General features: G+C 72.5%; 20 protein-coding genes. 9 read left to right on the plus strand and 11 right to left on the minus strand.

The window, feature by feature from the left end:
* Positions 1-23 precede the first annotated feature (23 nt).
* Complete coding sequence (locus tag ACIRPX_RS20050) at positions 24-3,119, plus strand: glycoside hydrolase family 2 TIM barrel-domain containing protein (RefSeq protein ID WP_404196072.1); 3,096 nt, start codon at positions 24-26, stop codon at positions 3,117-3,119.
* A 150-nt stretch (positions 3,120-3,269) separates the two neighbouring features.
* Complete coding sequence (locus ACIRPX_RS20055) at positions 3,270-5,513, plus strand: glycoside hydrolase family 9 protein (RefSeq protein ID WP_404196075.1); 2,244 nt, start codon at positions 3,270-3,272, stop codon at positions 5,511-5,513.
* On the opposite strand, the gene ACIRPX_RS20060 is transcribed toward ACIRPX_RS20055, so the two are convergent.
* Both ACIRPX_RS20060 and sigJ read right to left on the minus strand, forming a co-directional pair.
* Complete coding sequence (locus ACIRPX_RS20060; protein ID WP_404196078.1) at positions 5,504-6,979, minus strand: cytochrome bc complex cytochrome b subunit; 1,476 nt, start codon at positions 6,977-6,979, stop codon at positions 5,504-5,506. The two genes, ACIRPX_RS20055 and ACIRPX_RS20060, sit on opposite strands and share 10 nt — an antisense overlap.
* A complete protein-coding gene (sigJ, locus tag ACIRPX_RS20065) occupies positions 6,976-7,881 on the minus strand; it encodes an RNA polymerase sigma factor SigJ (protein ID WP_404196081.1) in 906 nt (301 codons plus the stop codon). Before sigJ ends, ACIRPX_RS20060 begins: the two co-directional genes overlap by 4 nt.
* 175 nt (positions 7,882-8,056) lie before the next feature.
* Here sigJ and ACIRPX_RS20070 point away from each other — a divergent pair, with 175 nt between their 5' ends.
* Positions 8,057-8,686 (plus strand): hemerythrin domain-containing protein, encoded by a 630-nt coding sequence (locus ACIRPX_RS20070; protein WP_404196083.1) that lies wholly within the window; start codon positions 8,057-8,059, stop codon positions 8,684-8,686.
* Positions 8,687-8,705: 19 nt separating this feature from the next.
* Here ACIRPX_RS20070 and ACIRPX_RS20075 read toward each other — a convergent pair whose 3' ends face one another.
* Positions 8,706-9,428 (minus strand): 2OG-Fe(II) oxygenase, encoded by a 723-nt coding sequence (locus ACIRPX_RS20075; RefSeq protein ID WP_404196086.1) that lies wholly within the window; start codon positions 9,426-9,428, stop codon positions 8,706-8,708.
* Positions 9,429-9,456: 28 nt separating this feature from the next.
* Positions 9,457-9,957: a methylated-DNA--[protein]-cysteine S-methyltransferase gene (locus ACIRPX_RS20080; RefSeq protein WP_404196089.1), complete on the minus strand. Its 501-nt coding sequence runs from the start codon at positions 9,955-9,957 to the stop codon at positions 9,457-9,459.
* Positions 9,958-10,102: 145 nt separating this feature from the next.
* Between ACIRPX_RS20080 and ACIRPX_RS20085 the strand changes: the two genes are divergently transcribed.
* The 3 genes from ACIRPX_RS20085 (at position 10,103) to ACIRPX_RS20095 (ending at position 12,785) form a co-directional block, all read left to right on the plus strand.
* Complete coding sequence (locus ACIRPX_RS20085) at positions 10,103-10,348, plus strand: hypothetical protein (RefSeq protein WP_275771916.1); 246 nt, start codon at positions 10,103-10,105, stop codon at positions 10,346-10,348.
* A gap of 3 nt (positions 10,349-10,351) precedes the next feature.
* Positions 10,352-10,729, plus strand: coding sequence for a toxin Doc (locus tag ACIRPX_RS20090; RefSeq protein WP_404196091.1), 378 nt, complete (start codon positions 10,352-10,354; stop codon positions 10,727-10,729).
* Positions 10,730-11,177: 448 nt separating this feature from the next.
* Complete coding sequence (locus ACIRPX_RS20095) at positions 11,178-12,785, plus strand: RICIN domain-containing protein (RefSeq protein ID WP_404196093.1); 1,608 nt, start codon at positions 11,178-11,180, stop codon at positions 12,783-12,785.
* A gap of 52 nt (positions 12,786-12,837) precedes the next feature.
* Here ACIRPX_RS20095 and ACIRPX_RS20100 read toward each other — a convergent pair whose 3' ends face one another.
* The 4 genes from ACIRPX_RS20100 to ACIRPX_RS20115 all read right to left on the minus strand — a co-directional run bounded on the left by ACIRPX_RS20100 (position 12,838) and on the right by ACIRPX_RS20115 (position 16,465).
* A complete protein-coding gene (locus ACIRPX_RS20100) occupies positions 12,838-13,818 on the minus strand; it encodes a 2-hydroxyacid dehydrogenase (protein ID WP_404196096.1) in 981 nt (326 codons plus the stop codon).
* On the minus strand, positions 13,815-14,984 hold the full coding sequence (locus tag ACIRPX_RS20105; protein WP_404196098.1) for a lactate 2-monooxygenase: 1,170 nt from the start codon (positions 14,982-14,984) through the stop codon (positions 13,815-13,817). Before ACIRPX_RS20105 ends, ACIRPX_RS20100 begins: the two co-directional genes overlap by 4 nt.
* A gap of 79 nt (positions 14,985-15,063) precedes the next feature.
* Positions 15,064-15,753 carry an alpha/beta fold hydrolase gene (locus ACIRPX_RS20110; RefSeq protein ID WP_404196101.1) on the minus strand — a complete coding sequence of 230 codons (690 nt, stop codon included), beginning with the start codon at positions 15,751-15,753 and terminating at the stop codon, positions 15,064-15,066.
* Between the two features lie 148 nt (positions 15,754-15,901).
* On the minus strand, positions 15,902-16,465 hold the full coding sequence (locus ACIRPX_RS20115; RefSeq protein ID WP_404196104.1) for a hypothetical protein: 564 nt from the start codon (positions 16,463-16,465) through the stop codon (positions 15,902-15,904).
* A 324-nt stretch (positions 16,466-16,789) separates the two neighbouring features.
* Here ACIRPX_RS20115 and ACIRPX_RS20120 point away from each other — a divergent pair, with 324 nt between their 5' ends.
* Complete coding sequence (locus tag ACIRPX_RS20120) at positions 16,790-17,224, plus strand: protease inhibitor (protein ID WP_404196106.1); 435 nt, start codon at positions 16,790-16,792, stop codon at positions 17,222-17,224.
* A 462-nt stretch (positions 17,225-17,686) separates the two neighbouring features.
* Here ACIRPX_RS20120 and ACIRPX_RS20125 read toward each other — a convergent pair whose 3' ends face one another.
* The gene (locus ACIRPX_RS20125) at positions 17,687-18,697 is read right to left on the minus strand and encodes a Ppx/GppA family phosphatase (RefSeq protein WP_404196109.1); all 1,011 of its coding nucleotides are present in this window, start codon (positions 18,695-18,697) and stop codon (positions 17,687-17,689) included.
* A 155-nt stretch (positions 18,698-18,852) separates the two neighbouring features.
* Positions 18,853-20,355: an MFS transporter gene (locus ACIRPX_RS20130; RefSeq protein WP_404196112.1), complete on the minus strand. Its 1,503-nt coding sequence runs from the start codon at positions 20,353-20,355 to the stop codon at positions 18,853-18,855.
* Between the two features lie 168 nt (positions 20,356-20,523).
* On the opposite strand from ACIRPX_RS20130, the gene ACIRPX_RS20135 reads away from it, so the two are divergent.
* A complete protein-coding gene (locus ACIRPX_RS20135) occupies positions 20,524-20,871 on the plus strand; it encodes an ArsR/SmtB family transcription factor (protein WP_404196115.1) in 348 nt (115 codons plus the stop codon).
* Between the two features lie 6 nt (positions 20,872-20,877).
* Entirely contained in the window at positions 20,878-21,417 is a 540-nt protein-coding gene (locus tag ACIRPX_RS20140; RefSeq protein WP_404196117.1) for an SRPBCC family protein, read from the plus strand.
* Here the strand turns inward: ACIRPX_RS20140 and ACIRPX_RS20145 are convergent.
* Positions 21,410-24,226 carry an NHLP bacteriocin export ABC transporter permease/ATPase subunit gene (locus ACIRPX_RS20145; RefSeq protein ID WP_404196120.1) on the minus strand — a complete coding sequence of 939 codons (2,817 nt, stop codon included), beginning with the start codon at positions 24,224-24,226 and terminating at the stop codon, positions 21,410-21,412. The genes ACIRPX_RS20140 and ACIRPX_RS20145 overlap by 8 nt on opposite strands.
* Position 24,227 lies beyond the last annotated feature (1 nt).

Genomic DNA, 24,227 nt, shown 5'->3' on the forward strand with positions numbered 1-24,227 from the left:
GGGCCCTGATGAGGGGGAGCTCCATGACAGTGACGCGAAGATCGGTCCTGATCGCCTCCACGGCCACGCCGGCCGCGGGAGCGCTGATCGGCAGCCCGGTGGCGCGGGCCGCGGAGGCCGTGGCGGGCGGATCCGGACGCCGCACCGTGGCGCTGCGCGACGGCTGGCGCTTCGCGCTCGTCAACGCGGACGGCATCACCGACCCCACCGGTGCCTACGCCCGCGCCGCCGACCCGGGCTACGACGACTCGGCGTGGCGCGAGGTCGCGGTGCCCCATGACTGGAGCATCGAGCAGACGCCCACCACCGAGCACGGCACGACCGGCGGCACCGGGTACCTGCCCGGCGGCCTCGGCTGGTACCGCCTCGCGTTCACGCTGCCGCCGTCCTTCTCCGGCCGGCGGATCTCGGTCGAGTTCGACGGCGTCTACATGGACTCCTCCGTCTACTGCAACGGCACCGAGGCCGGCCGGCACCCCTACGGCTACACCGGCTTCGCCTTCGACGTCACCGACCTGCTGCACACCGACGGCCGCACCGAGAACGTCATCGCGGTCAAGGTGCGGAACCGGCTGCCCAGCAGCCGCTGGTACTCGGGCAGCGGCATCTACCGCGAGGCCCGCCTGGTCGTCACCGAGCCGGTGCACGTCGAACGCTGGGGCACGTACGTCACGACACCGGACGTCGGCACGGACCGGGCCGTCGTCCGGGTGCGGACCTCGGTGGTCAACGAGTCCGGCGCCGCCGGCCAGGTCGAGATCCGCTCGACGGTCAAGGACCCCGACGGGCGGACGGTGGCGCGCGCGGCGAGCACGGCCGCGGTCCTGGACACGGCGGCCGAGACCCATGAACTCACCGTCGCCAGGCCCCGGTTGTGGGACTTCGCCGCACCGCACCGCTACACCCTGGAGACCGAACTGCGCGTCGGCGGCAGGAGCGTCGACACCTACCGCACCACCTTCGGCATCCGCACCTACCGCTTCGACCCCGACGAGGGCTTCCGGCTCAACGGCGTCCACAGCAAGATCAAGGGCGTCGACCTGCACCACGACCAGGGCGCCCTCGGCGCGGCGATCAGCATCGACGCCGTGCGCCGGCAGATGACGATCATGAAGTCGATGGGCGTCAACGCCTTCCGCACCTCGCACAACCCGCCCTCCCCGCAGATGATCCAGGTCTGCGAGGAACTGGGCATCGTGATGATGGTGGAGGCGTTCGACTGCTGGCGGACCGGCAAGACGACGTACGACTACGGCCGCTTCTTCGACGAGTGGTGCGAGAGGGACGCCACCGAGATGGTGCGAGCGGCCCGCAACTCGCCCGCCGTGGTGCTGTGGTCCATCGGCAACGAGATTCCCGACTCCACCTCCACCGCGGGCCTCGCGATGGCCGACCGCGTCATCGGCGCGATCAAGGCGGCCGACGACACCCGGCCGCTGGTCATCGGCTCGGACAAGTACCGGTCGCTGCCCGCCAAGGGCTCGGCGGCCGACCTGATGCTCGCCAAGCTCGACGGGCTCGGCCTGAACTACAACACCGCCAAGTCCGTGGACGCCCTGCACGCGGCCTACCCGCACCTGTTCCTCTTCGAGTCGGAGTCCTCCTCGGAGACCTCCACCCGCTCGACGTACCAGGAGCCCGAGCACCTCAACACCGGGGAGAACCACACCCCGGGCGGGCGCGCGACCTCCTCGTTCGACAACAACCTGGCCTCCTGGACCATGAGCGGGGAGTACGGGCACAAGAAGGACCGGGACCGGAAGTGGTTCGCGGGCCAGTTCCTGTGGTCGGGCATCGACTACATCGGCGAGCCGACGCCGTACAACGTCTTCCCGGTGAAGGCGTCCTTCTTCGGCGCCGTCGACACCGCGGGCTTCCCCAAGGACATGTACCACCTGTTCCGGAGCCAGTGGACCGACGAGCCCATGGTCCATCTGCTGCCGATGAGCTGGAACCACGCGTCCGGGCGGACGGTCGAGGTCTGGGCGTACTCCAACGTCGACACCGTGGAGCTGTTCCTCAACGGGACGTCCCTCGGGACGCGCACGTTCGACACGAAGAGGACCACGGACGGCCGTCCGTACCTGGAGACCACGGAGGCGACCGGCGACGACAAGACCTTCACCAGCGGCCCCTACCCGGGCAGTTACACCAGCCCGAACGGCAGCGCCGGCAAGCTCCACCTGATCTGGAAGGTGCCGTTCGAGCCCGGTGAGCTGAAGGCGGTGGCCCGGCGGGGCGGCAAGGCGGTCGCCACGGACGTGCTGCGCACGGCGGGCGAGCCGCACGCCGTACGGCTGACCGCCGACCGTGACTCCCTTGCCGCGGACGGGCGTTCGCTGGTCTTCGTGACGGCGGACGTGGTCGACGCCCGCGGTGTGGTGGTGCCCGACGCCGAGCACCTGATCACGTTCGGTGTGCGGGGCGGCTCGCTCGCCGGCCTCGACAACGGCCGGGAGGAGAGCGCCGAGCGCTATCAGGCGACCACCCGCACCGCCTTCCACGGCAAGGCGCTCGCGATCGTGCGCTCCGGCACGAAGGCCGGCGGCCTGAAGGTGACCGCGCGGGCGGACGGGCTGCGGACCGGCACCGCGACCGTGCGCACGACACACGCCCGCTCGGCCGCCACCACCCCGGCGGCCGCGTTCCGGCCGGACCGCCCGGCCGCCCCGAACTACCCCTGCGCGGACGCCAGTTACTCGGGACGTCCGGACACGCTGCCCGCGGCGATGCTCGACGGCGACGCGGCCACCGGCTGGTCCAACGCCTTCTCCAAGGCGGCCACGGCCCTGCTCCCGGCCTTCAACGGCGCACGCGAGAGGGACTGGGTCTCGGTGGACTACGGGCGGGCCCGCGGCTTCGGCCGGGTGGAGATCTCCTTCACCGTGGACGCGACGCACAGCCTGCCCGCGGCCGTCGAGGCGGCCGTGTGGGACGGCCGGCGGTACGTGCCCGTGACCGGGGCGGCGGTCGACTGGGCCACCGCCTCGGACGCGCCGACGGTCGTCACCTTCGACGTGGTGCGCGGCTCCCGGCTCCGCCTCACGCTGACCAGTGCCCACCCGGGCGGGGCGGCCGGGGCGGTGCGCATCAGCAAGCTGGTGGCGCCCGGCGGCTGACCAGGCCTCGCGGTCCGGACGGGAAACCGGTCCCGTCCGGACCGTTGACGGGTGTCATGGCGCCAACAAACATGTGCTGCGTCCGCATCTGGGAGCGCTCCCACAGCATCCGGCGAGCGTCACCCGTCCCTCGGCCCGAGGAGCCCAGACGTGAAACGACGCAGAACCACGCTGCTGACCATCGCCGCCCTGCTGGGAGCGGCGCTCACCGCGCTGCCCGCCGGTCCGGCCGCGGCGGACGAGGTCGAGCAGCTGAAGAACGGCACGTTCGACACCACCACCGACCCGTGGTGGACGACCGCCAACGTCACCGCGGGACTCTCCGGCGGCGGGCTCTGCGCGGACGTCCCGGGCGGCACCGCCAACCGCTGGGACGCCGCCGTCGGCCAGAACGACGTCACCCTCGTCAAGGGGGAGTCGTACCGGTTCGGCTTCAAGGCGTCCGGCTCGCCCGGGGGCCACGTGGTGCGGGCGGTCGTCGGACTCCAAGTGGCGCCCTACGAAACCTACTTCGAGGTGAGCCCGCAGCTCTCCGTGTCCGGCGACACCTACACGTACACCTTCACCTCGCCCGTCGACACCGCCCAGGGCCAGGTCGCCCTCCAGGCCGGCGGCAGCGCGGACGGCTGGCGGATGTGCCTGGACGACGTGTCGCTGCTGGGCGGCGTGCCGCCCGAGGTCTACACGCCGGACACCGGGCCGCGGGTGCGCGTCAACCAGGTCGCCTACCTGCCCTCGGGGCCGAAGAACGCCACGCTCGTCACCGATGCCACCGCGAAGCTGCCCTGGCGGCTGAGGAACGCCGGTGGTGCGACGGTCGCGCACGGCTGGACCGTGCCGCGCGGGGTCGACGTGTCCTCCGGGCAGAACGTCCACTCGGTCGACTTCGGCGCCTACCACCGGGCGGGCCGGGGCTTCACGCTGGTCGCCGACGGCGAGACCAGCAGGCCCTTCGACATCGGCACGAGCGCCTACGAGCGGCTGCGGCTCGACTCGCTCAAGTACTACTACACCCAGCGCAGCGGCATCGCGATCCGCGACGACCTGCGGCCGGGCTACGGCCGGGCGGCCGGGCACGTCGACGTCGCGCCGAACCAGGGCGACTCCGACGTCCCCTGCCAGCCCGGGGTGTGCGACTACCGGCTGGACGTCACCGGCGGCTGGTACGACGCGGGCGACCACGGCAAGTACGTCGTCAACGGCGGCATCGCCACCTGGGAGCTGCTGAGTACGTACGAGCGCGAACGGCTGGCCCGCACGGGCGAGTCGGACAGGCTGAGGGACGGCACGCTCGCCATTCCCGAGAGCGGCAACAAGGTGCCCGACATCCTCGACGAGGCCCGCTGGGAGCTGGAGTTCCTGCTCAAGATGCAGGTGCCCGACGGGCAGCCGCTGGCCGGCATGGCACACCACAAGATCCACGACGAGCAGTGGACCGGTCTGCCCCTGCTGCCGAGCGAGGACCCGCAGAAGCGCGAACTGCACCCGCCGTCCACCCAGGCGACCCTCAACCTCGCGGCGACGGCCGCCCAGGCGGCCCGCCTCTACCGGCCCTACGACCGCGCCTTCGCGGCCAGGGCCCTGACCGCCGCCCGCAAGGCATGGTCGGCGGCGCTTGCCCACCCCGACATGTACGCCTCGCCCAGCGACGGCACCGGCGGCGGCACCTACGACGACACCGACGCCACCGACGAGTTCTACTGGGCCGCCGCGGAGCTGTATCTCACCACGGGGGAGCGGCAGTTCGCGCACTACGTGACCGCCTCACCCGTGAACACCGCCGACATCTTCGGGCCGCTCGGCTTCGACTGGGGCCGGACGGCGGCCGCCGGGCGCCTGGACCTGGCGACCGTGCCGAGCAGGCTGCCCGGACGGGACAAGGTGCGCCGGACGGTGGTCGAGGGCGCGGACCACTACCTGGCGACGCTGAAGTCGCAGCCCTACGGCATGCCCTACGCCCCCGACGGCAACGTCTACGACTGGGGCTCCAGCCACCAGGTCCTCAACAACGCGGTCGTCCTCGCGACGGCGTACGACATCACGGGCTCCTCCCGTTACCGTGACGGCGCGGTGCAGAGCATGGACTACATCCTCGGCCGCAACGCGCTCAACATCTCGTACGTCACCGGCTACGGCGAGGTCGACTCGCACAACGAGCACAGCCGCTGGTACGCCCACGAGCTCGACCCGAACCTCCCGAACCCGCCGCACGGGACCCTCGCGGGCGGCCCGAACTCCTCCATCCAGGACCCCTACGCACAGAGCAGACTCCAGGGCTGCGTCGGCCAGTTCTGCTACATCGACGACATCCAGTCCTGGTCGACCAACGAGACCGCGATCAACTGGAACGCGGCCCTGGCCCGGATGGCGTCCTTCGTGGCGGATCAGGACTGAGGCTCACGCTCCACCAGCTCACCCCGGTCGCGCAGATGCGCGGTCAGGGTGTGCAACTCGGCCTGGTCGAGCGGCTGGTGCACCTCGACGTACTCCCCGTGCGGCAGCCGCTTGATCACGCCGGTCTCCCGGCCGTGCAGCACCAGCTCCCGGTCGCGGAGCTGGAGACCCAGACAGATACGGCGGGTGGCGACGAAGACGAGCACCGGCACGGCGAACACCGCGACGCGGACCAGCCAGGTGACCGTGTTGATCGACAGGTGCAGCCGGGTCGCCACGATGTCGTTGCCGCCGCCCGCCAGCAGGATCAGGTAGAGGCTGATCCAGGACGCGCCGCTCGCGGTGCGGACCGGCCGGTTGCGCGGGCGGTCCAGCAGGTGGTGCTCACGCCGGTCGCGGGTCACCCGGGCCTCCAGGAACGGGTAGACCCCGATGAAGACCAGGAGCAGCGGGAAGACCACGACGGGGATCAGCACGCCGAGCACCAGGGTGTGGCCCCACAGGGTGACCTCCCACCCCGGCATCACGCGCACCAACCCCTCCGCGAAGCCCAGGTACCAGTCGGGCTGCGCCCCGGTGGAGACCTGGTCGGGGCGGAAGGGGCCGTAGACCCAGACCGGGTTGATCGACGCCACCGCGGCGACGATCGAGAGGGTGCCGAAGACCAGGAAGAAGAAGCCGCCGGCCTTCGCCAGGTACACGGGGTAGAACGGGGCGCCGATCACGTTGCGCCCGGTCCGTCCCGGGCCCGCGAACTGCGTGTGCTTGTGGTACACGACCAGCAGGACGTGCGTGACGACGAGGGCCGCCATGATGCCCGGGATCAGCAGGATGTGCAGCGAGTAGAAGCGGGCCACGATGTCGTGGCCGGGGAACTCCCCGCCGAACAGGAACATCGAGAGGTACGTCCCCACGATCGGCACCGACAGCAGGGCGCCGTTGACGAAGCGCAGACCCGTCCCCGACAGCAGGTCGTCGGGGAGCGAGTAGCCGAACAGGCCCTCGAACAGGCCCAGGAACAGCAGGGTCCAGCCGAACAGCCAGTTGATCTCACGGGGCTTGCGGAACGAGCCGGTGAAGAAGTGCCGCATCATGTGCGTGACCATCGCGGCGACGAAGACCAGCGCCGCCCAGTGGTGCAGCTGCCGCACCAGCAGTCCGCCGCGCACGTCGAAGCTGATGTCGAGCGTGGAGGCGTACGCCTCCGACATCCGCACGCCGTTGAGCGGGACGTAACTGCCGTGGTACGTCACCTCGTTCATCGACGGGTGGAAGAAGAGCGTGAGGTAGACGCCGGTCAGGATCAGCACCACGAAGCTGTAGAGGCATATCTCGCCCAGCAGGAACGACCAGTGGTCGGGGAAGACCTTGCGCAGATACGTGCGGCCGAGCGAGTGGATGCCGAGGCGGCCGTCGAGCCAGTCGGCGACCCGTTCGCCCCGGCCGGGCGTTGTGGTGGCGCTCACTCCTCCTCCTTGTGCACGTGCGTGAGCTTGTCGGGGTTGGTGACGATGTAGATCCCGCTGACCTGGTCGCCCTCGGGCGTGAGGTCCATGACCATGACGGCGTACGGGGACTCGCCGTCGAAGAGCACCGCCGCGTCGTCGCCGTTGACGCGGCGGTAGCGCAGCTCGAGCTCGTGCTGCCGGCCCCCGCCCCGGTTGGCGTAGCCCCTGATCAGCCGGACCGCCTTGTCGCGGCCGTGCACCGGGCGCAGCCCCGCCGGCTTGCGGACGCCGCCCCCGTCCGTCCACACCGTCACGTCCGGCGCCAGGATCTCCATCAGCTCCCCGATGTCCCCGCCCAGCGCGGCCCGCACGAACCGCTCGGTCGCCTCCCGCCGCACCCGCGGATGCGCCCGGTAGCGCGGCCGCCGGGCGTGCACATGCTCGCGCGCACGGTGCGCGAGCTGGCGTACGGCGGCGGGGGAGCGGTCGATGATCTCCGCGATCTCGGTGTGGGCGTACCCGAACACCTCGTTCAGCACGAACACCGCGCGTTCGAGGGGGGTCAGCGACTCCAGGACCACCAGCATCGCCAGGGACACGGACTCGGTGCGTACGGCCGGATCGCCGGCGTCCGTCTCCTCGGCGACCAGCGGCTCGGGCAGCCACGGGCCGACGTAGGTCTCGCGCCGCCGGGCCACCGAGGTACGGCGCTGCAGGGCGTGGTTGACGGCGATGCGGACCAGGTACGCGCGCGGGTTCGCGACCCCGGCGGTGCCCCGGCCCGTCCACGACAGCCAGGTCTCCTGCAGCACGTCCTCCGTGTCGGCGACGCTGCCCAGCATGTTGTAGACGAGACCGAACAGCAGCTCGCGATGGTCCATGAAGACGTCGGTCGCCTCGTCGACAGAGCTCTCGGACATACGTGGGCCTCCCCAGTGACGCGCTCACTACTCCGAGGCCGGAGAGGGGCCGGATTGTGACATCGCACGGCCGGAATGTGACGTACGTCTCAGCGAATCCCGACCACGTCACAGTCGTCCGACGTGCCGCCCTCTTGAACGGGAGTGAGAGACCCGAACCGGAAGAAGTCACGCGATGACCGACAGTAAGCACAAGACGATCGACTTCACGCCGATGTACGCCTCCCATGACGCGTTCCGGCGCGACCTGGAGCGGCTCGCGGACGCCGTCGCCGAGGGGCGGGCCGCCACACCGCCGGTCCGCGCCGGCTGGGAGAACTTCAAGCACCAGCTGCACATCCACCACACCGCCGAGGACCGCGAGCTGTGGCCGCGGCTGCGGGAGCGCGTCGCCGGACGCCGGCGTGATCTCGCCCTGCTCGACGAGATGGAGGCCGAACACTCCCGTATCGACCCCCTGCTCGCGGCGGTCGACGGCGCGCTGGCCGACCGCGCACCCGAACTGCCCGATCTCGTACGGGCGCTGGGGGCCACCCTCGACGACCATCTCAAGCACGAGGAGGACAGTGCCCTGCCGCTGATGCAGGACGCGCTGACCCCCGCCGACTGGGCCGGATTCACCGGACGGATGCGCGAGACCCAGGGGCTGCGCGGCGCCGCGCTGTTCGTGCCGTGGATCGTCGACGGAGCCCCGGCGGCGGACCGCAGCGCCTTCCTGGGCGCCCTGCCGCCGCCCGTTCGCGTGCTCAACCGCCTCTTCTGGCAGTCGAGTTACCGGCGCAAGGGGCTGTGGGCACCGGCCTAGGCCCCGAGGCCCGGCGGGGTCAGGACGCGTCGTGGAAGACGATGCCCAGGCAGTGCCGGCGGCCGGAGCGGACGGTGCTCACGCCGTGCCGCATCGCTCCGGCGGACCAGCCGCGCCGGGTGCGCACCGGCCGGTCCCGGGTGGTGAAGACCAGCCCGTGCCCCTGCCGCAGCGCGGTCGCCGTGCCCCGGGACTGGGCCCGTGGCCGCTGCTCGACCATCAGGAACTCGCCGCCGGTGTAGTCGCCGCCGTACGCGTCGAGACCGACGACCACCTGGAGCGGGAAGAGCATGGCGCCGAAGACGTCCCGGTGCAGGGCGTTCCAGTCGCCCTCGCCGTAGCGCAGCAGGATCTGTGCCGAGCGGTCCTGCCCGGCCGCGTGGCATGCCGCCAGCCAGTCCTGCAGGGAGTCCGGCCAGGGTGCCGGGCGGCCGAGCCGGGCCGCCCAGTCCCGCGCGACGGGCAGCAGGCGCGGGTAGAGGGCGGCGCGCAGCGCCGACACGGCGGCCGGCAGCTCATGGGTGAAGTAGCGGTACTCGCCGGAGCCGAAGCGGTGCCGTGCCATGTCGACCGTGGTCCGGAACAGCTCCGGCTTCTCGTACAGCGCGGCCAGGTCACGGCACTCGGCGGGCGTCAGCAGCGGTCCGGTCGGCGCGCTGCCGTGGACGTCCAGCTCGGCGGCCAGCGCCGCCCAGTCGGTGTCCGCGGCCCGCTCGCGCGCCTGATCCGGGGTGAGCGTCATGGCGTCTCCTTCCGTCGCGCGGCCCGCCTCAGGCGAGCATCTGCTGCAGCGCGCCCTCGTGCGTCAGCAGCCGCACCTTCCGCTCGACGCCGCCCGCGTACCCGCGCATCGAGCCGTCGGCGCCGATCACCCGGTGGCAGGGGCGGACGATCAGCAGCGGATTGGCGCCGATCGCGGCACCCACGGCCCGGATCTCGGCGCGCGGCACGTCCAGCCGCGCGGCGAGCTCGCCGTAGGTCGTCGTGGTGCCGTACGGGATCTCGTCGAGTGCCCGCCACACCCGCTGCTGGAACGGCGTCCCCTCGGGCGCGAGGTCCAGCGCGAAGCGCGGGAGCCGGCCCTCGAAGTAGGCGGCGAGCCGGCGGCGCGCCTCGCCGAACGCCCCGGCGTCGCGCCGCCACCCGGAGCGGACGACGGGTGCGGTGCGCTGTCCCGGCAGGGAGAGCGACGTCAGTGCCGACCCGTCGCCCACCAGCAGCAGTTCACCCACCGGGCTGTCGGTCGTGGTGTACGTCGTGTAGGTCTTCATGGCTTCAGTCTGCTGCGCGGCGCGGCCCGGAACCGGCGGATATCGGACCTGGTCCTGCATCGTCGCCGAGGCCGTCGGGTACCGGGAGAAAGGGCTTCGACCAGCGGATATTTACGAGTAAGTACCCCGGCGGTACGGTGAAGGCATGCCAGCCCTGAATGTCGAGTTCAGCGATCGCGAACTTGAGGACCTGCGGCAGATCGCCAAGGAACGCGGTACGTCGATGAAAGCGCTCGTACGCGAGGCCGCCGCGGCGGACATAGCCCGCCACCGCGCCCTGCAGGAAGGAGCGGAGGCCTTCCGCCGCTTCTTCGCCTCCCACGCCGACGAGTTCGCGGCCGCCTTCCCGGACGACGAACCGGCCCACACCGGCGAGGGGCGGGTCGCCTGACCGATGGCACCCGTCATCCACATCGACGTGCCCTGGCTGCTCCAGCGCCATGAAGAGGTCCTGCCGGACCAGCCGACCGTCAACGACTTCTCCGCCCTGGTCGCCGCCGTCGCCCGCCACCGGGTCGACCCGCCGCGCCTCGGCGTGGACTCCGACCCCGCCTGGCGCGCCGCCGCCCTGCTGCACACCCTCGCCCTGCTGCGGCCCCTGCCGTCGGCCAACGCCCGCTTCGCCTGCGCCACCGCCGTGGCCTACATGTTCGTCAGCGGCGTCGGCATCGACCCGCCCTACGGCGCCCTGGTCGACCTGGCGCGCGATCTGATGTCCGCCAAGACCGACGTCTACGGCGCCGCCGACCGGCTGCGCGCCTGGCAGATCTGAGGGCCGCCGACCGTGCCGGTGCCACCCGCCGCCCCCCGGGGCCGCCGGCCGAGGGCGGGAGGAACAAGGCCGGCGGCCCGTGTTGCGCAGGAGAGCCGCCGTCCTGCGCAGGGCCTCCGAGAAGGGCCGGTACACAGTCCACTACGGGGTGGCGCACGCCGGGAGCGTGCGCAGTGCTCCGGCGCGTGCGCCTGATTCACACGGGGCGCATGGAATGTCGAAAGCTCATGGGGCCGGGGTGAGTTGCCGCCGAATCTGACCATCTTTCAAAGATGCGGATGTTGCCCAAGTGCCTTGTTGGTCATGAGCGTCCTGTGCCAGGGTGAACTACCCGTGCGAGGGGTGTCATGGCCGGGTGGCGATCGCCCTATCGGAAACCGGGTCGAATGGACATACCTGAATTCACGCCCTCCTGTGTGTCCCCTGCGCGTGGGAAGGAATCCGCTCAGTGCCCACCCCCCGCCCACCTCGCCCCCCTTACCCGCCGGCCGGTGGGGTTCCCGGAGAATCCGACGAGAACCTCGCCGCCCGGCTGAGGGGCCGTCCCGACGGCGAGGTCGCCCAGACCGTCGCGCTGCTCATGGCGCGGCACTGGCAGCCCGCCCGCGACTACGCGGCCATCTGCCTCGCCTCCACGGCCGAGGTCGCCTCCATGGTGACGTCGGCGGCCTTCCACCAGGTCCTCGACCGGCTGGCGCTGGGCGAACCCGCGCTCGCGGTGCGCCCCCGGCTGCTCGTGGCCGTGCGGGAGACCGTTCGCGTGTGGTCCGCGCAGGAGCGAATATCCGGTGTTCTGCCGGAGTTGCAGAAACCCGCCGGCGGCCGCGGTATGCGGTCGGCGAAGTCCATGACACCCGAAAATCGCAAGCTGGCCGAGCGTTCATTCCTCGGTCTTCCCGGACTCTCCCGGTGTTTGCTCTGGCACGTCGAGGTCGAGGCGGAGCCGATTGCCGTTCCGGCCGCGCTGCTCGGTATGGACACCGAGACCGCGTCGGCCGCGCTCGAACAGGCGCGTGACAAATTCCGCGAAGGCTGTGTGCAGGCGCACCGGGAACTCGCGCCGAGCAAGGATTGCCGGTTCTACAACCGCCTCCTCGACGTCCCCATTCGCCGCGGCGGGGCCCTGCTGCCGGATGTCCAGCAGCACTTGACGCAGTGCCGCTACTGCCGTTTCGCCGCCGAACAACTGGGCCATTTCGAGGGCGGGTTGGGCGTGCTCCTCGCCGAGGCCGTGCTCGGCTGGGGTGCCCGCCGCTACCTCGAATCCCGCCCAGGCCGCGCCGGTCAGGCCGTGCGTACGCGCGGCACCGCGCGGCACGGCGGCCGGCGCTCGCGCGTCCTGCCCCGTCTCCCCCTGGCCGTCCGCCGGCCTCCGGGCCTGCCGGGGAATGCGCGGGTACTGCTGACCGGAGTCGGCGTCGTCTCCGCGGGGCTGCTCGTGACGGCGTTCATGACCGGCCTGTTCTCGTCCGACGACGGCGTCGGCCCGGCCACGTCCAAGGGCGCGGGCGGCGCCTCCGCGCCGGGCGCGACCGCGCAGTCGTCGCCCGGTACGGCCCAGCTCCCCGCGATACCGGGGCAGTCCAGGCTGCGCAACGCCGGCGCCGGGCTCTGCCTCGACATCAGGGGCACGGTGCGGGCGGGGGCCGCGGCCGAACTGGCGACGTGTGCGAACGTCCCCACCCAGCTGTGGTCGTACGACAGCGACGGACTGCTCCGGAGCGCGGCCGATGCCACGCTGTGCCTGGACTCGCACGTGGACGCGGGCGTGGTCGTCCTCGGCACGTGCGCCGGCGAGCAGGGCGGACGGGGCAACGACGTGCGCTACGACCTCACCGTGCAGGGGGAGCTGCTGCCCCGCTGGGACGAGCAGCTCGCCCTCGCCTCCACCGCCGCGCAACCGGGCGCGGACATCGTCGTCAAGGTGCGCGACCACTCCCCGGCGCAGCGCTGGCTGGCCGATCCCACGGCGTCGGCCGGCCCGGGCTCCCTGTCGATCACCGGGACCCGCACTCCGGCGGTGCGGCCGGCCGAGCTGGCGGAGCGGATCTCGTGACCGGGGTGCGCCCGCCCCGGTGAGCGCGCTCGGCGCTCGGCGGTGAGCGCGGTCAGTTCACGACGTCCTGCGGCTCCCCGCCCGCCAGGTACCCGGTCACGTTCTGCACGGCGGCCAGTGCGATGCGGATCAGCGTCTCCCGGGTGACGCCGCCGACGTGCGGGGAGAGCACCACGTTCGGCGCCCTGAGCAGGCGCAGGGCCGGGGTGGGCGGTTCGGGGTCGAAGACGTCGATGCCCGCTCCGGCCAGGGCGCCCTTCTCCAGCGCGTCCGCGAGGGCGTCCTGGTCGATCAGGGCCCCCCGCGCCGTGTTGACGACGAACGCCGTCGGCTTGAGCAGCGCGAGCCGTTCGGCGTCGAGCAGGCCCCGGGTCCCGTCGGTGAGCGGAGCGTGCAGGGAGACGTAGTCGGCCGTGCGCAGCAGTTCGTCGAGCGGAACGTGGCGCGCGCCGCCCAGCCGGGCCTCCGTCTCCTCGGGCAGCCTGCGGCGGCCGGCGTAGACGACGCTCATGTCGAACGCGACCGCGCGGCGGGCGACTTCCCGCCCGATGGTGCCGAGTCCGACGATGCCCAGCGTCTTGCCGCACAGCTCGGTCAGGGAGCGCTGGAGGCGGGGGAGCGCCCAGTCGGCGCCGACGAGCGCGGTGTGCGCCGGGATCAGCTGCTTGGCCAGCGCGAGCATCAGGGCGAAGGTCTGCTCGGCCACGTTCTGCGACTCGGCGCCGCTGGAGCCGATGTTGGCCACGTTCACCCCGCGGGCACGGGCGGTGTCCACGTCGACGTAGTCGAAGCCGTGGCTCGCGCACTGCACCAGCCTCAGGTCCGGTGCGGCGGCCAGGTGCTCGGCGCCCACGGGCGCGAGCGCGGTGATGATCACGTGCGCCCCGCGCAGGGCCGCCGGGTCCTCTTCGGCCGTCTCGACGACGGTGACGTGCGCCTCGGCGGGGAAGAGGGTGGCGAGCCCGGCACCGGCGGTGCGGCCGCCGACGTGCGGGGCGATGACGGCGAGCACGTTCTGCGGGGCGGTGGTCATGCGGATTCCTCGACGAGGTCGGCGGGGCCGGGCGTGGCGGGGGTGGCGTGCCCGGACAGGGCGAGCGTGAGGTCCAACTCGGCCAGCAGGCAACGGATCACATGCTCGACGCCCGCTTGCCCGTCGAGCCCGAGACCGTACACGTACGGCCGCCCGAGCAGCACCGCCTGCGCGCCGAGCGCGAGGGCCTTGAAGACGTCGTCGCCGGTGCGCACGCCGCTGTCGAAGAGCACGGTGAGCCGGTCGCCGGCCGCCTCCGCGACCCGGGGCAGCGCGTCCGCGGCCGCGACGGCACCGGCCACCTGACGGCCGCCGTGGTTGGAGACGACGACGCCGTCCATCCCGGCGTCGGCGGCGAGCCGGGCGTCGTCGGGGTGCAGGATGCCCTTCAGGACGATCGGGCCGTCCCAGTTCTCCCGCAGGAAGGCCAGGTCGGGCCAGCTCTTGCCGGGGTCGGAGAACATGCCGACGAAGTGCATCACAGCCGCGTTCGGGTCCTCGTGGACCGGCTTGGCGAGGCCGGCCTGGAAGGCCGGGTCGGAGAAGTAGTTGGCGGTGCCCACCCCGTGCAGGAAGGGGAGATAGGCCTGGTCCAGGTCGCGGGGGCGCCAGGACAGCAGCGGGGTGTCGAGGGTGACGACCAGCGCGGTGAACCCGGCCGCCCGGGCCCGGCCGAGGAAGCTGCGGGCCACCTCGACGTCCTTGGGCCAGTACAGCTGGAACCAGCGCTCGCCGTCCCCCATGGCCTCCGCGACCTGCTCCATCGGCGTGCTGGAGGCGGAGGACAGGATGTACGGCACTCCCTGCGCGGCGGCGGCCCGGGCGGCGGCCGGCTCGGCGTCCGGGTGCATGATCGACAGCACGCCGACGGGTGCCAGCGCCAGCGGGGCGGGCAGGGCCCGGCCCAGCACCTCCACCGACAGGTCCCGCTCGTGCACGTCCCGCAGCATCCGCGGCACGATCCGGCGCCGCTCGAGCGCGGCCCGGTTCGCGCGCGCCGTGCTGCCGTCGCCCGCGCTGCCCGCGACATAGCCGACGGGCCCGGGACCGAGACGCCGCTCGGTCAGCTCCTCCAGCCGGGTCAGATCCGTGGGCAGCCGCGGAACGGCGCCGGTCATCCCGTTGAGATAGATCTCGTACTGGAAGTCCGCCCAGTGCCTGGCCATGGGGTGGTCCCGCCTCTCGTCGCTGAGAACGCGCTGCACGCCGACCATACCGGCGGGTAGACAGGGCGGAAACGCGGGGTCAGACGGCCGATTCGCGCAGGATGCGGACGAGTTCGCGAGGCTGCGAGAACATCGGCCAGTGGCCGGTGTCCAGCTCGGCCGGCCGCCATCGCTCGCTCGTGAGGAGCGCGGCCACCTCGGCGCTCGGCTCGGGGCCGTCCAGCAGGCACTTGACGTAGGTCGTCGGCAGTTCGGCGGGGGAGTGGGTCAGCCGGGCCGGTTCGGTGAGCGAGGCGCCGGGGTGCGGTGTGCCGGCGGACACGATGCGCGCGATCTGCTCGTCGGTGAGTCCCTGCCCGGCGAACTCCGCGGCGTCGAGCGGTGGCCAGAATCCGTCGTTCCGGGCGATGGACCGGCGTACCTGGTCGCTGGGCCAGCCCGACAGGAAGCAGGCTCCGTCGCGGGGGACGCTCGCGTCGACGTACACCACCCGCCCGAGCCGGCCGCCGATCCGCTCCGCCGCCTGCCCCACGGGGATGCCCGCGTAGCTGTGCCCGACCAGCACCACCTCGTGCGGGTCGAGGCGCTCGACCTCGTCAACGACGTCCTGGACGTGCGTCTGCAGGCCCGCCGCACGTCCCCGTTTCTCGGCGAGCCCCGTCAGCGTCAGGGGATGGGCCTCGTCCCCGGCGGACCGCAGCCCGGCCGCCACCTCGTCCCACGCCCATGCGCCGAGCCAGGCACCGGCCACCAGTACGAAGTGAGTCATGGCCGCAATGTAGCCGAGGGGTACGACAACGCCCCTTCCCCGGTTCTCCGGCGCCCGGTCCCGGCGGGCCGACGCCCCCCGCACCGGTGCACGGTTCCCCCGCCGTCCGCTCGTCCGCCCTCGGCGCCGCATGCGTGCGACGGCTCCCTCACCCCTCGTCCGGCAGGGCCTCCGGTGCGGCGTCCTCCGGCTCGGTGTCCGGGCCCTGGGCCCGCACCCGCTGGACGTGTTCCAGGGAGTCCCGCAGTTCGGCGAGCCAGTCGTCGGTGTGCCGCTGGACCAGGCGCACGCACCAGGCGAGGGCGTCGCTGCGGCTGCGGGCGACACCGCCCGCCATCAGGGTGTCGAGCACCTGGCGCTCGGGCTGGCGCAGCCGCGTCATCACCGGTGCGGCGACGTGGGTGAACAGGGCGCGCTCGCCGCCGCACTCCACGCCCCAGGAGACCTTGCGCCGGAAGCGGTGCTCGGCCTCGCGCGCCACTTCCACGCGTGCGTCCCTGGTGCGCTCCCGGAACTCCTGGATCCTGCCCCGCGCCGCGGCCTCCCGCTCGGCGTCCGAGGCGTCGTCGGCGAGCCGGGGCGCGGGGATGCGGCCGATCACGGTGATCTCCTCGCGGTCGACCGTGAGCTCGGTCAGCTCCTCGAAGAGGTCCTCGGGCACGCGGCCGGCGAACCAGCCGCGCAGCTTCTCTCGCTGCTCTGTGGTAATCATGTAATGACGATTACTCGTACGCGCCATGAACGCAAGAGGGCGGGGCGGGGTCGGTCGACAGCTCAACCGGAATGTTTCAGGCCTATTAACCAAGCGCCCGAATCCGGCCAGTTGGCTGCTTCGGGCGATCAAGGGCCGCTCAGTTCCGGGGTTTGTGCGTTCGAATTCCGTAACTTCGCGCCACTGATTGAATACAGAAGGTTACTCAAACGCGTGGGGTCGAGGTGTTTTTCCGCGCCGGAGTCGGCAGACTCGCGCTCGCCGGTCCGGCACCCATCCGGAAGCGTCCGGCACACCCTCGAATCCAGCGGAAGGATGCACACGATGCGGAACACCGCGCGCTGGGCAACGACCCTCGCTCTCACGGCCACCGCCGTCTGCGGACCCCTCACCGGCGCCGCCCTCGCCGACCCGGCCCCCGTCGCCGGCTCGCTCTACGCCCCCTCGGCCCTGGTGCTCACCTTCGGCCACGGCGACAGCGCCGCCACCGCGACGCCGCTGCGCGCCGTCACCCTGTCGTGCGCCCCGACGGCCACCGGCACCCATCCGGCGCCGGTCCAGGCCTGTGCCGAACTGCGCGGCGTGGGAGGCGACATCACCGCCCTCACGGCGAGAGACGACGTGCTGTGCACCAAGCAGTACGACCCGGTCGTGGTGACGGTGGACGGCGTCTGGCGGGGCAAACGTGTCTCCTACGAGCAGACCTTCGCCAACTCGTGCGTGAAGAACTCCTATCTCAGCAGCGTCTTCACGTTCTGATGGACCGGGATCGCGGAGTGCCGCCGCGCATCTGAAGCGGCCCGCAGTTGGGGAGTGCGAGTCCCTTGTCGCGAGGTACCCGGCGATCTCGTACCAGGGGTCGGCAGGGCGGAGTGGGGCCGCCCGCCGGCTTCCTGGAGCATGTCCGCCCCTCCCCGGGGAGTGCGGGGAGGGGCGGAAGCGTTTTCACCAGGCCCGCACCGGGCGGCAGACGGAGGACGTGGGGCGCCTCGGAGACCAGGCGCAGCCGGCCGCCGCGCCCCCCGGCCCGCGTCCCGCCCCGGCACGGCACGCGCGGTCCCGCGCGGTCGATGCACTCCACCGCGCGCAGGTCCACCAGCGCGTCCGCGCGTGGCCGTACGGTCGCCGCGCGGAGGCGCTCCGGGACGGACTCCGCGGCCGCCAGGCCGATGCCGCCGGCCTGCCTCCTCGGCCCTTTGCGTCCCGGGGCCCCTGCCCGGTTCAGGTGGTCGCGGCCGCCAGCTGGAGCAGTCGCACCGGGTCCGGGGGCGTGGGTGTCTCGCCGGCCCGGGTGATCTCCGCCCACCAGGACGGCCCGTCCTCGATGTGGCGCAGCAGCACGCCCTCGCGGATCGCCCAGGGGCAGATGCTCACCGTCTTCAGGCCCGCCAGCTTCAGCGCGGTGTGCCCGACCACCGCCCCGGCCAGGCTCTGCCGGGCGCGCGGTGCGGAGATGCCGGGCAGCCCGGCGCGTTCGGCGACCGGCAGGGCGGCCAGCCGGCCGACCGCGTCCCGCAGGTCCGCGCGGCGCAACTGCCGCTCCTCGAACGGGCCGTGGCGCCCGGGCGCCGCCCCGCACAACCGCCCCAGCTGCTGGAACGTACGAGACGTGACGACCGCGGTGCGCGGCCCCTCCCAGCGGATCCGCGCCGCCACGTCGCGCAGTTGGTGCCGGACCGCGCGGCGCAGCGCCCGCACCTGGTCCGGGGTGGGCGGCCGGTCGTCGGGGAAGAACTCATGGGTCAGCCGTCCCGCGCCGAGCGGCAGCGAGGCCACGAAGTCGGGCAGGCGGCCGCGTCCGAAGGCCACTTCGAGGGAGCCGCCCCCGATGTCCAGCAGGGCCAGCGGTCCCGACCGCCAGCCCATCCAGCGCCGTGCCCCCAGGAACGTCAGCTCGGCCTCCAGCTCGCCCGGCAGGGTGCACAGCGCGATCCCGGTCCGCGCGCGGACGGTGCGCAGTACGTCCCGGCGGTTCGGCGCGGCCCGCACCACGGCGGTCGCGAAGGCCAGCGGACCGGCGGCACCCCAGCGGGTCGCGGTCCGGCTCGCCTCCGCGACCGCCGTGACCAGCCGCCGCACCGCCTCTTCGGGGAGGGCGCCGCCCGGCTTCACCTGCTCGCTCAGCCGCAGCCGCCACTTCGCGGTGTGCACCGGCAGCGGCACCCCGCCCTCGGCGTCCGCCACCACCAGCCGGACCGTGTTCGATCCCACGTCCACGATGCTTGTTCTCATGGCCCGGTGGGTACCCCGCTGCGCACGCGCGCACGCGCGCCGTGGGTGCCGAGGTGAACCGGCAGAACTGCGCCGGGGCGCCGGACAGGGGAGAGGGGCCGCCGTCTCCCTGCGGACGGCGGCCCCTCGGACCGGTGCGGCTCAGGTCCCCCGGATCACATGTGGACGACGGGTGCGGTGTCCTCGTGCTGCTCGGGAAGCCCGCGGCGGTAGAGCAGGAACGCGATCACCGCGCCGGCGGCGAACAGACCCGCCGACCACCAGAAGGCGGTGGTGTAGCTCTCGATCGTCGCCTGGGCCCGGGCCAGCTTGTCGGCGGGGTTCCTGCCGACCAGGTAGTGGGTGGCGGCGCTCGCGGCCAGCGTGTTGAGCAGCGCCGTGCCGATCGAACCGCCCACCTGCTGCATGGCGTTGACCGTCGCCGAGGCGACGCCCGCGTCCTCGGCGGCCACTCCGCCGGTGGCCAGCTGCATGGCCGCCGGCATCACCAGGCCGAGGCCCGCGCCGATGATGACGAGCTGCGGCAGCACCGCGCCCGCGTAGGTCGAGCCGAGGTCGATCCCGGCCAGCCAGGCCATGCCGGCCGCTGCGATCGCGAAGCCCAGCGGCACGACCGTCTTCGGCCCGATCCGCGGTACCAGCACCGTGGTGCCGAGCTGCGCCGCCACCATCAGCGCGCCGACCATCGGCAGGAACGCCACGCCGGTCCTGGTCGGGCTGAAGCCGAGGTTCAGCTGGAGGTAGTAGGTGAGGAAGAGGAAGACGCCGAACATGCCGCCGGCGGAGATCAGCACGGCGAGGAACGACGCGGCGCGGTTGCGGTCGAGCAGGATGCGCAGCGGCAGCAGCGGGTGCGCGGCCCGGTTCTGCCACCAGGTGAAGGCCGCCAGCAGCAGGCCGCCGGCGATCAGGAAGCCCCAGGTCAGCGGTGAACCCCAGTCGTGCGTCTCGGCGTTGGAGAAGCCGTAGACGAGGGAGAAGAGACCGGCGGCGACGAGCACCGTGCCCGGCACGTCCAGCGTGGCGCTCCGGGCGTCGCGGTGGTTGGTCAGCAGCACCCAGCCGCCGACGAAGGCCACGACGGCGATCAGCACGTTCACGTACAGCGTCCAGCGCCAGTCGAACGCGTCGGTCAGTACGCCGCCGAGCAGCAGGCCCACCGCGCCGCCGGCACCGGCGATGGCGCCGTAGACGCTGAACGCCCGCGCGCGCTCCTTGGCGTCGGTGAACGTGGTGTTGAGCAGGGAGAGCGCGGCCGGGGCGAGCAGCGCGCCGAAGGCTCCCTGCAGGGCGCGCGCGGTGACCAGCATCCCGAATCCGTTCGCGGCACCGCCGAGCGCGGAGACTCCGGCGAAGCCGACCACGCCGACGAGGAAGGCGGTCTTGCGGCCGAACAGGTCGGCGATACGGCCGCCGAGCAGCAGCAGGGACGCGAAGGCCAGCGCGTAGGCGGTGACGATCCACTGCCGGTTGCCGTCGGAGAAGCCGAGGTCGGCCTGGGCCGAGGGCAGGGCGATGTTCACGATGGTGGCGTCGAGCACCACCATCAGCTGCGCGACGGCGATGACCGCGAGGATCCACCATCGCTTGGACGACGCCTCGGGCGGCGCCTCGACCGCACCCTGGCGGGTGCCGTCGGTCAAGGTCTTCTGGGACATGGGAGAACCACTCCAGGGAAGTCGTTCGAGCAGTACATAAACGAAACTGTTTCGTACACGTAGAAGTTAGACCACCGCGAGCGAAACGGCAACGTTTCGCTGGGGGAGGTGTGGCCGGGCTCTCATATGCCTTGCGTGGAATATAAACGGCGAGGCATACTCGGTCTCGTGTCCGACGCCGCCCTGTGGGCCGCCCTCGCTGACCCGCACCGGCGGGCCATCGTCGCGCTGCTCCTGGAGCGGCCGCGGCCGGTGGGCGAGATCGTGGAGGCGTGCGGCCTGAGCCAGCCGAGCACCTCCAAGCATCTGAAGGTGCTGCGCGAGGCCGGCCTGGTCCGGGTCCGGCAGGACGCGCAGCGTCGCGTCTACGCCCTCGACCCGGCCCCGATCGCCGAGCTCGACGCGTGGCTCGTGCCCTACCGCGCGCTGTGGAACCGCAGCCTGGACACGCTGGGCCGGCGCCTCGACGCGACGGCCCCGGACGACGATCCCGAGGAACCCGCCCCGAAGGACTGATCCGCCATGGCCGCTGATCTCACCGGCACCTGTCTGACCCTGGACGACGGCCGCCCGGCCGTCCGCTTCAGCCGCGTCTACGACCATCCGGTCGAGCGCGTCTGGCAGTTCGTGACCGACGCCGGGGAACTCGCCCGGTGGTTCCCCTCCCGCGCCGAGATCGACCCGCGTCCGGGCGGCACGATCGCCTTCGGCGGCGACCCGAACACGCCCGAGTCCACGGGCCGGGTGCTCGGCCTCGACGAGCCGCGCCACCTCTCCTTCCTCTGGGGCGGCGACGAGCTCCGCTTCGACCTGGAGGCGCTGGACGGCGGACGCACCCGCTTCACGCTCACCCATGTCCTGCAGGCCGCGGACACCGCCGCCCGCAACGGCGCGGGCTGGGAGGTGTGCCTGGCCGCGCTCGACGCCAGGGCGGGCGGCGGACGGTTCGAGGGACCGCCCGCCGGGGCGAGCACCACGTGGAAGCGGTTCTACGACCGCTACGTCGAGGCCGGTGTACCCAGCGGGGCACCCGTGCCCGGCCTCGACCGACCCCTCACGTGAGCTGGCGCCGCACCAGCTCGTGCAGCCGCCCGCCCGTGTCCGCGAGCAGCCGCGCGGGCGGGCCCTGCTGGGCGATCCTGCCGTCCTCCATCACGATCACACGATCGGCGTCCAGCACGGTGGACAGACGGTGCGCGATGACGAGGCGGGTGGCGTTGAGTGCCTTGGTCGACTCGATCACCGTGCGCTGCGTCTCGTTGTCCAGCGCGCTGGTCGCCTCGTCGAAGAAGAGGATGCGCGGCCTGCGGATCAGCGCCTGCGCGATCATCAGGCGCTGACGCTGGCCGCCGGAGACGGCGCCGCTGCCCGAGACGATGGTGTGCAGGCCCATCGGCATCCGCTTGATGTCCTCGGCGAGGCCCGCCATCTCGGCCGCCGCCATCGCCTCCTCCGGTGTGTACGGCTCGGTGCCGCAGATGACGTCCAGGATGGAGCCGGTGAAGGGCTGTGCGTGCTGCAGCACCACCCCGCACTGCCGCCGCACGGCCGACTGGTCGAGCGCCGCCAGGTCCTGGCCGTCGTACAGGACGCTGCCCGAGGCCGGCTTGTCGAAGCCGATCAGCAGGCGGAGCAGGGTCGACTTGCCGCAGCCGCTGGGGCCGACGACCGCCACGAACTCGCCGGGCCGCACCTCGAAGGAGAGGTCGTCGAGGACGAGCGGGCCGTCGTCGGAGTACCGGAACGACAGGCGCCGCGCCTCGAGGGCGCCGGTCAGCGGGCCCGGGCGGGTGCTGCCGGTGCGCACCTCCGGGGTGGCCTCCAGCACCGGCTTGATCTCCTCGAACAGCGGCAGCGCGGCCACCGCCGACACGAACGCGCCGGTCAGCTGGGTCACCGAGGTCAGCACCATCGTCACCGAGGTGTTGAAGGTGAGGAACGCGGCCGCCGACATCACCCCGCGCGCCGGACCCGCGAGGAGCATGAACATCAGCAGGGTGCACAGCGGCAGGTACACGGCGCCCATCACCGTGGTGAGGTTCTTGATCCGGCCCACCTTCTGCTGGAGTTCACGGCTGCGGGCGAACTCCGCGGCCCAGGCCGCGTACGCGTAGTTCTCGGCCGCCGCCACCCGGAGCTTGGGCAGCCCGCGCAGCGTCTGGAACGCCCGGTTGTTCAGCTTGTTGCCGAGCACGACCAGCTTGCGCTGCCAGCGCACCTGCCACAGGCCGAGCCCGAGGAAGACGGCGGAGATGACGACGAGCATGCCGATCGCGGCCAGCGCCATCGAGGCGCTGTACCAGAACAGCAGCGCCAGGTTCATCGTGCCGATCGTCACCGACTGGGCGACGACGGGGCCGACGCCCGCCATCAGCCGGCGCATCGCGCTGATGCCCATGGCCGCGCTGGCCAGCTCACCCGTAGAGCGCTGCGTGAAGAACGTGGTCGGCAGTCTCAGCAGCCGGTCCCAGACGGCCGGCTGGAGGGCCGCCTCGATCCGGCCCTCCAGACGCAGGATGGTGAGGTTCTCCAGCAGCATGAAGGCCGCCGCCACCAGGCTGGTGAGCATCACGGCCAGACAGACCTGGACGATCAGGTCCGTCTGGGCCTTCGGCACGAACTCGCCGAGCACCTTGCCGGTGGCGATCGGCACCAGCGCGCCGATCGCGACCGTCACCAGACCGGCGGCCAGCAGGTTGGAGAGGTCGCGGCCGGTTGCCCGCATGCTGAACCGCAGCAGCCCCAGCGGACTGAGCCGGCGGTCCGGGAGCGGCCGGTAGAACATCACCGCGCGCGGCTCGAACTCCTCCGCGTTGGCCTTCTCGATCGGGGTCTCCCGCCCGGTCGCGGGGTGTACGGCGACGTAGCCGCCGCGCCGCCACAGCAGCGCGACCGGGGCACCCGACAGCGCCCGGTGGCCCACCAGCGGGCCGACGTCGTCCCGCCACCAGCTGCCGTCCAGCCGGACCGCCCGGGTCCGGACGCGGGAGGCGATGGCCACGAGCTCCACCGGGTCCAGCCGGTCGTTCTCCGTGCCGCTCCGGGCGGGTTCGGCCAGCCGGATGCCGGCCGCCTCGGCGACCAGCCTGCACGCCGCGTACGAGGCGTCGGCGTCGGCGGCCGTGGCGCGCCTGGCGGAGGACTTGCCGATCGAGGCGAGCAGGGTGCGGTCGGCCTCGGCCCGGACCGCCTCGCCCGCCTTGATGCCGGCCGCCGTCCGCGTCTCGTGCGTACGCTCCAGCTGCTCGATCCAGCGGTCCAGCGTGGTCAGCAGCCGGTACTGCTGGTCGACCATGCTCTGCCAGACGGCCGGGTCCATCAGCAGGTCGGCCGCCGCCTCGGCGCCGTACAGCGAGCCGTACTGGACGCTGCCCGGCGGCACCTGCATCCAGAAGACGTCGTCATCGGTCATCTCGGCGGCGCGCTCGGTCGCCATCGGGGCCTGGAAGAGGATGGACAGGCTGCGGCCCACGCCGAGGGCGAGGGCGTACTCCAGGGGGCTGGTCTGCGGCGGGACGTACTGGGGGTGGCCGTACTCGTCGTAGGACCAGGTCTGGGTGTTGGCCGGCTGGTACAGCTCGCGCAGCCCGATGCGGTGCACCACGCAGTCGCGCAGCGGACGCGCCACCAGGGTGTGCTGAGGCCCGGCGACCGGGCCGAGCAGCAGCGAGCCCGCCTCCAGGCGGCCGAGGTGGTGCCAGTGGCCCTGCTGCACCGCGTCCACCGCGAACAGGTCGAGGCTGCCGGACGCGACCAGCCACAGCACCTGCGGGCCCTCCAGGTCGAGCCGGGTCAGGCCGGTGCAGTCGATGCGCGAGCCCATGGACCCGAGCGCGCCGAGGACCAGGTCGCCTTCCTGAGAGGTCGTCATC

The organism is Streptomyces sp. NPDC101225 (assembly GCF_044767585.1).
GTDB lineage: Bacteria > Actinomycetota > Actinomycetes > Streptomycetales > Streptomycetaceae > Streptomyces.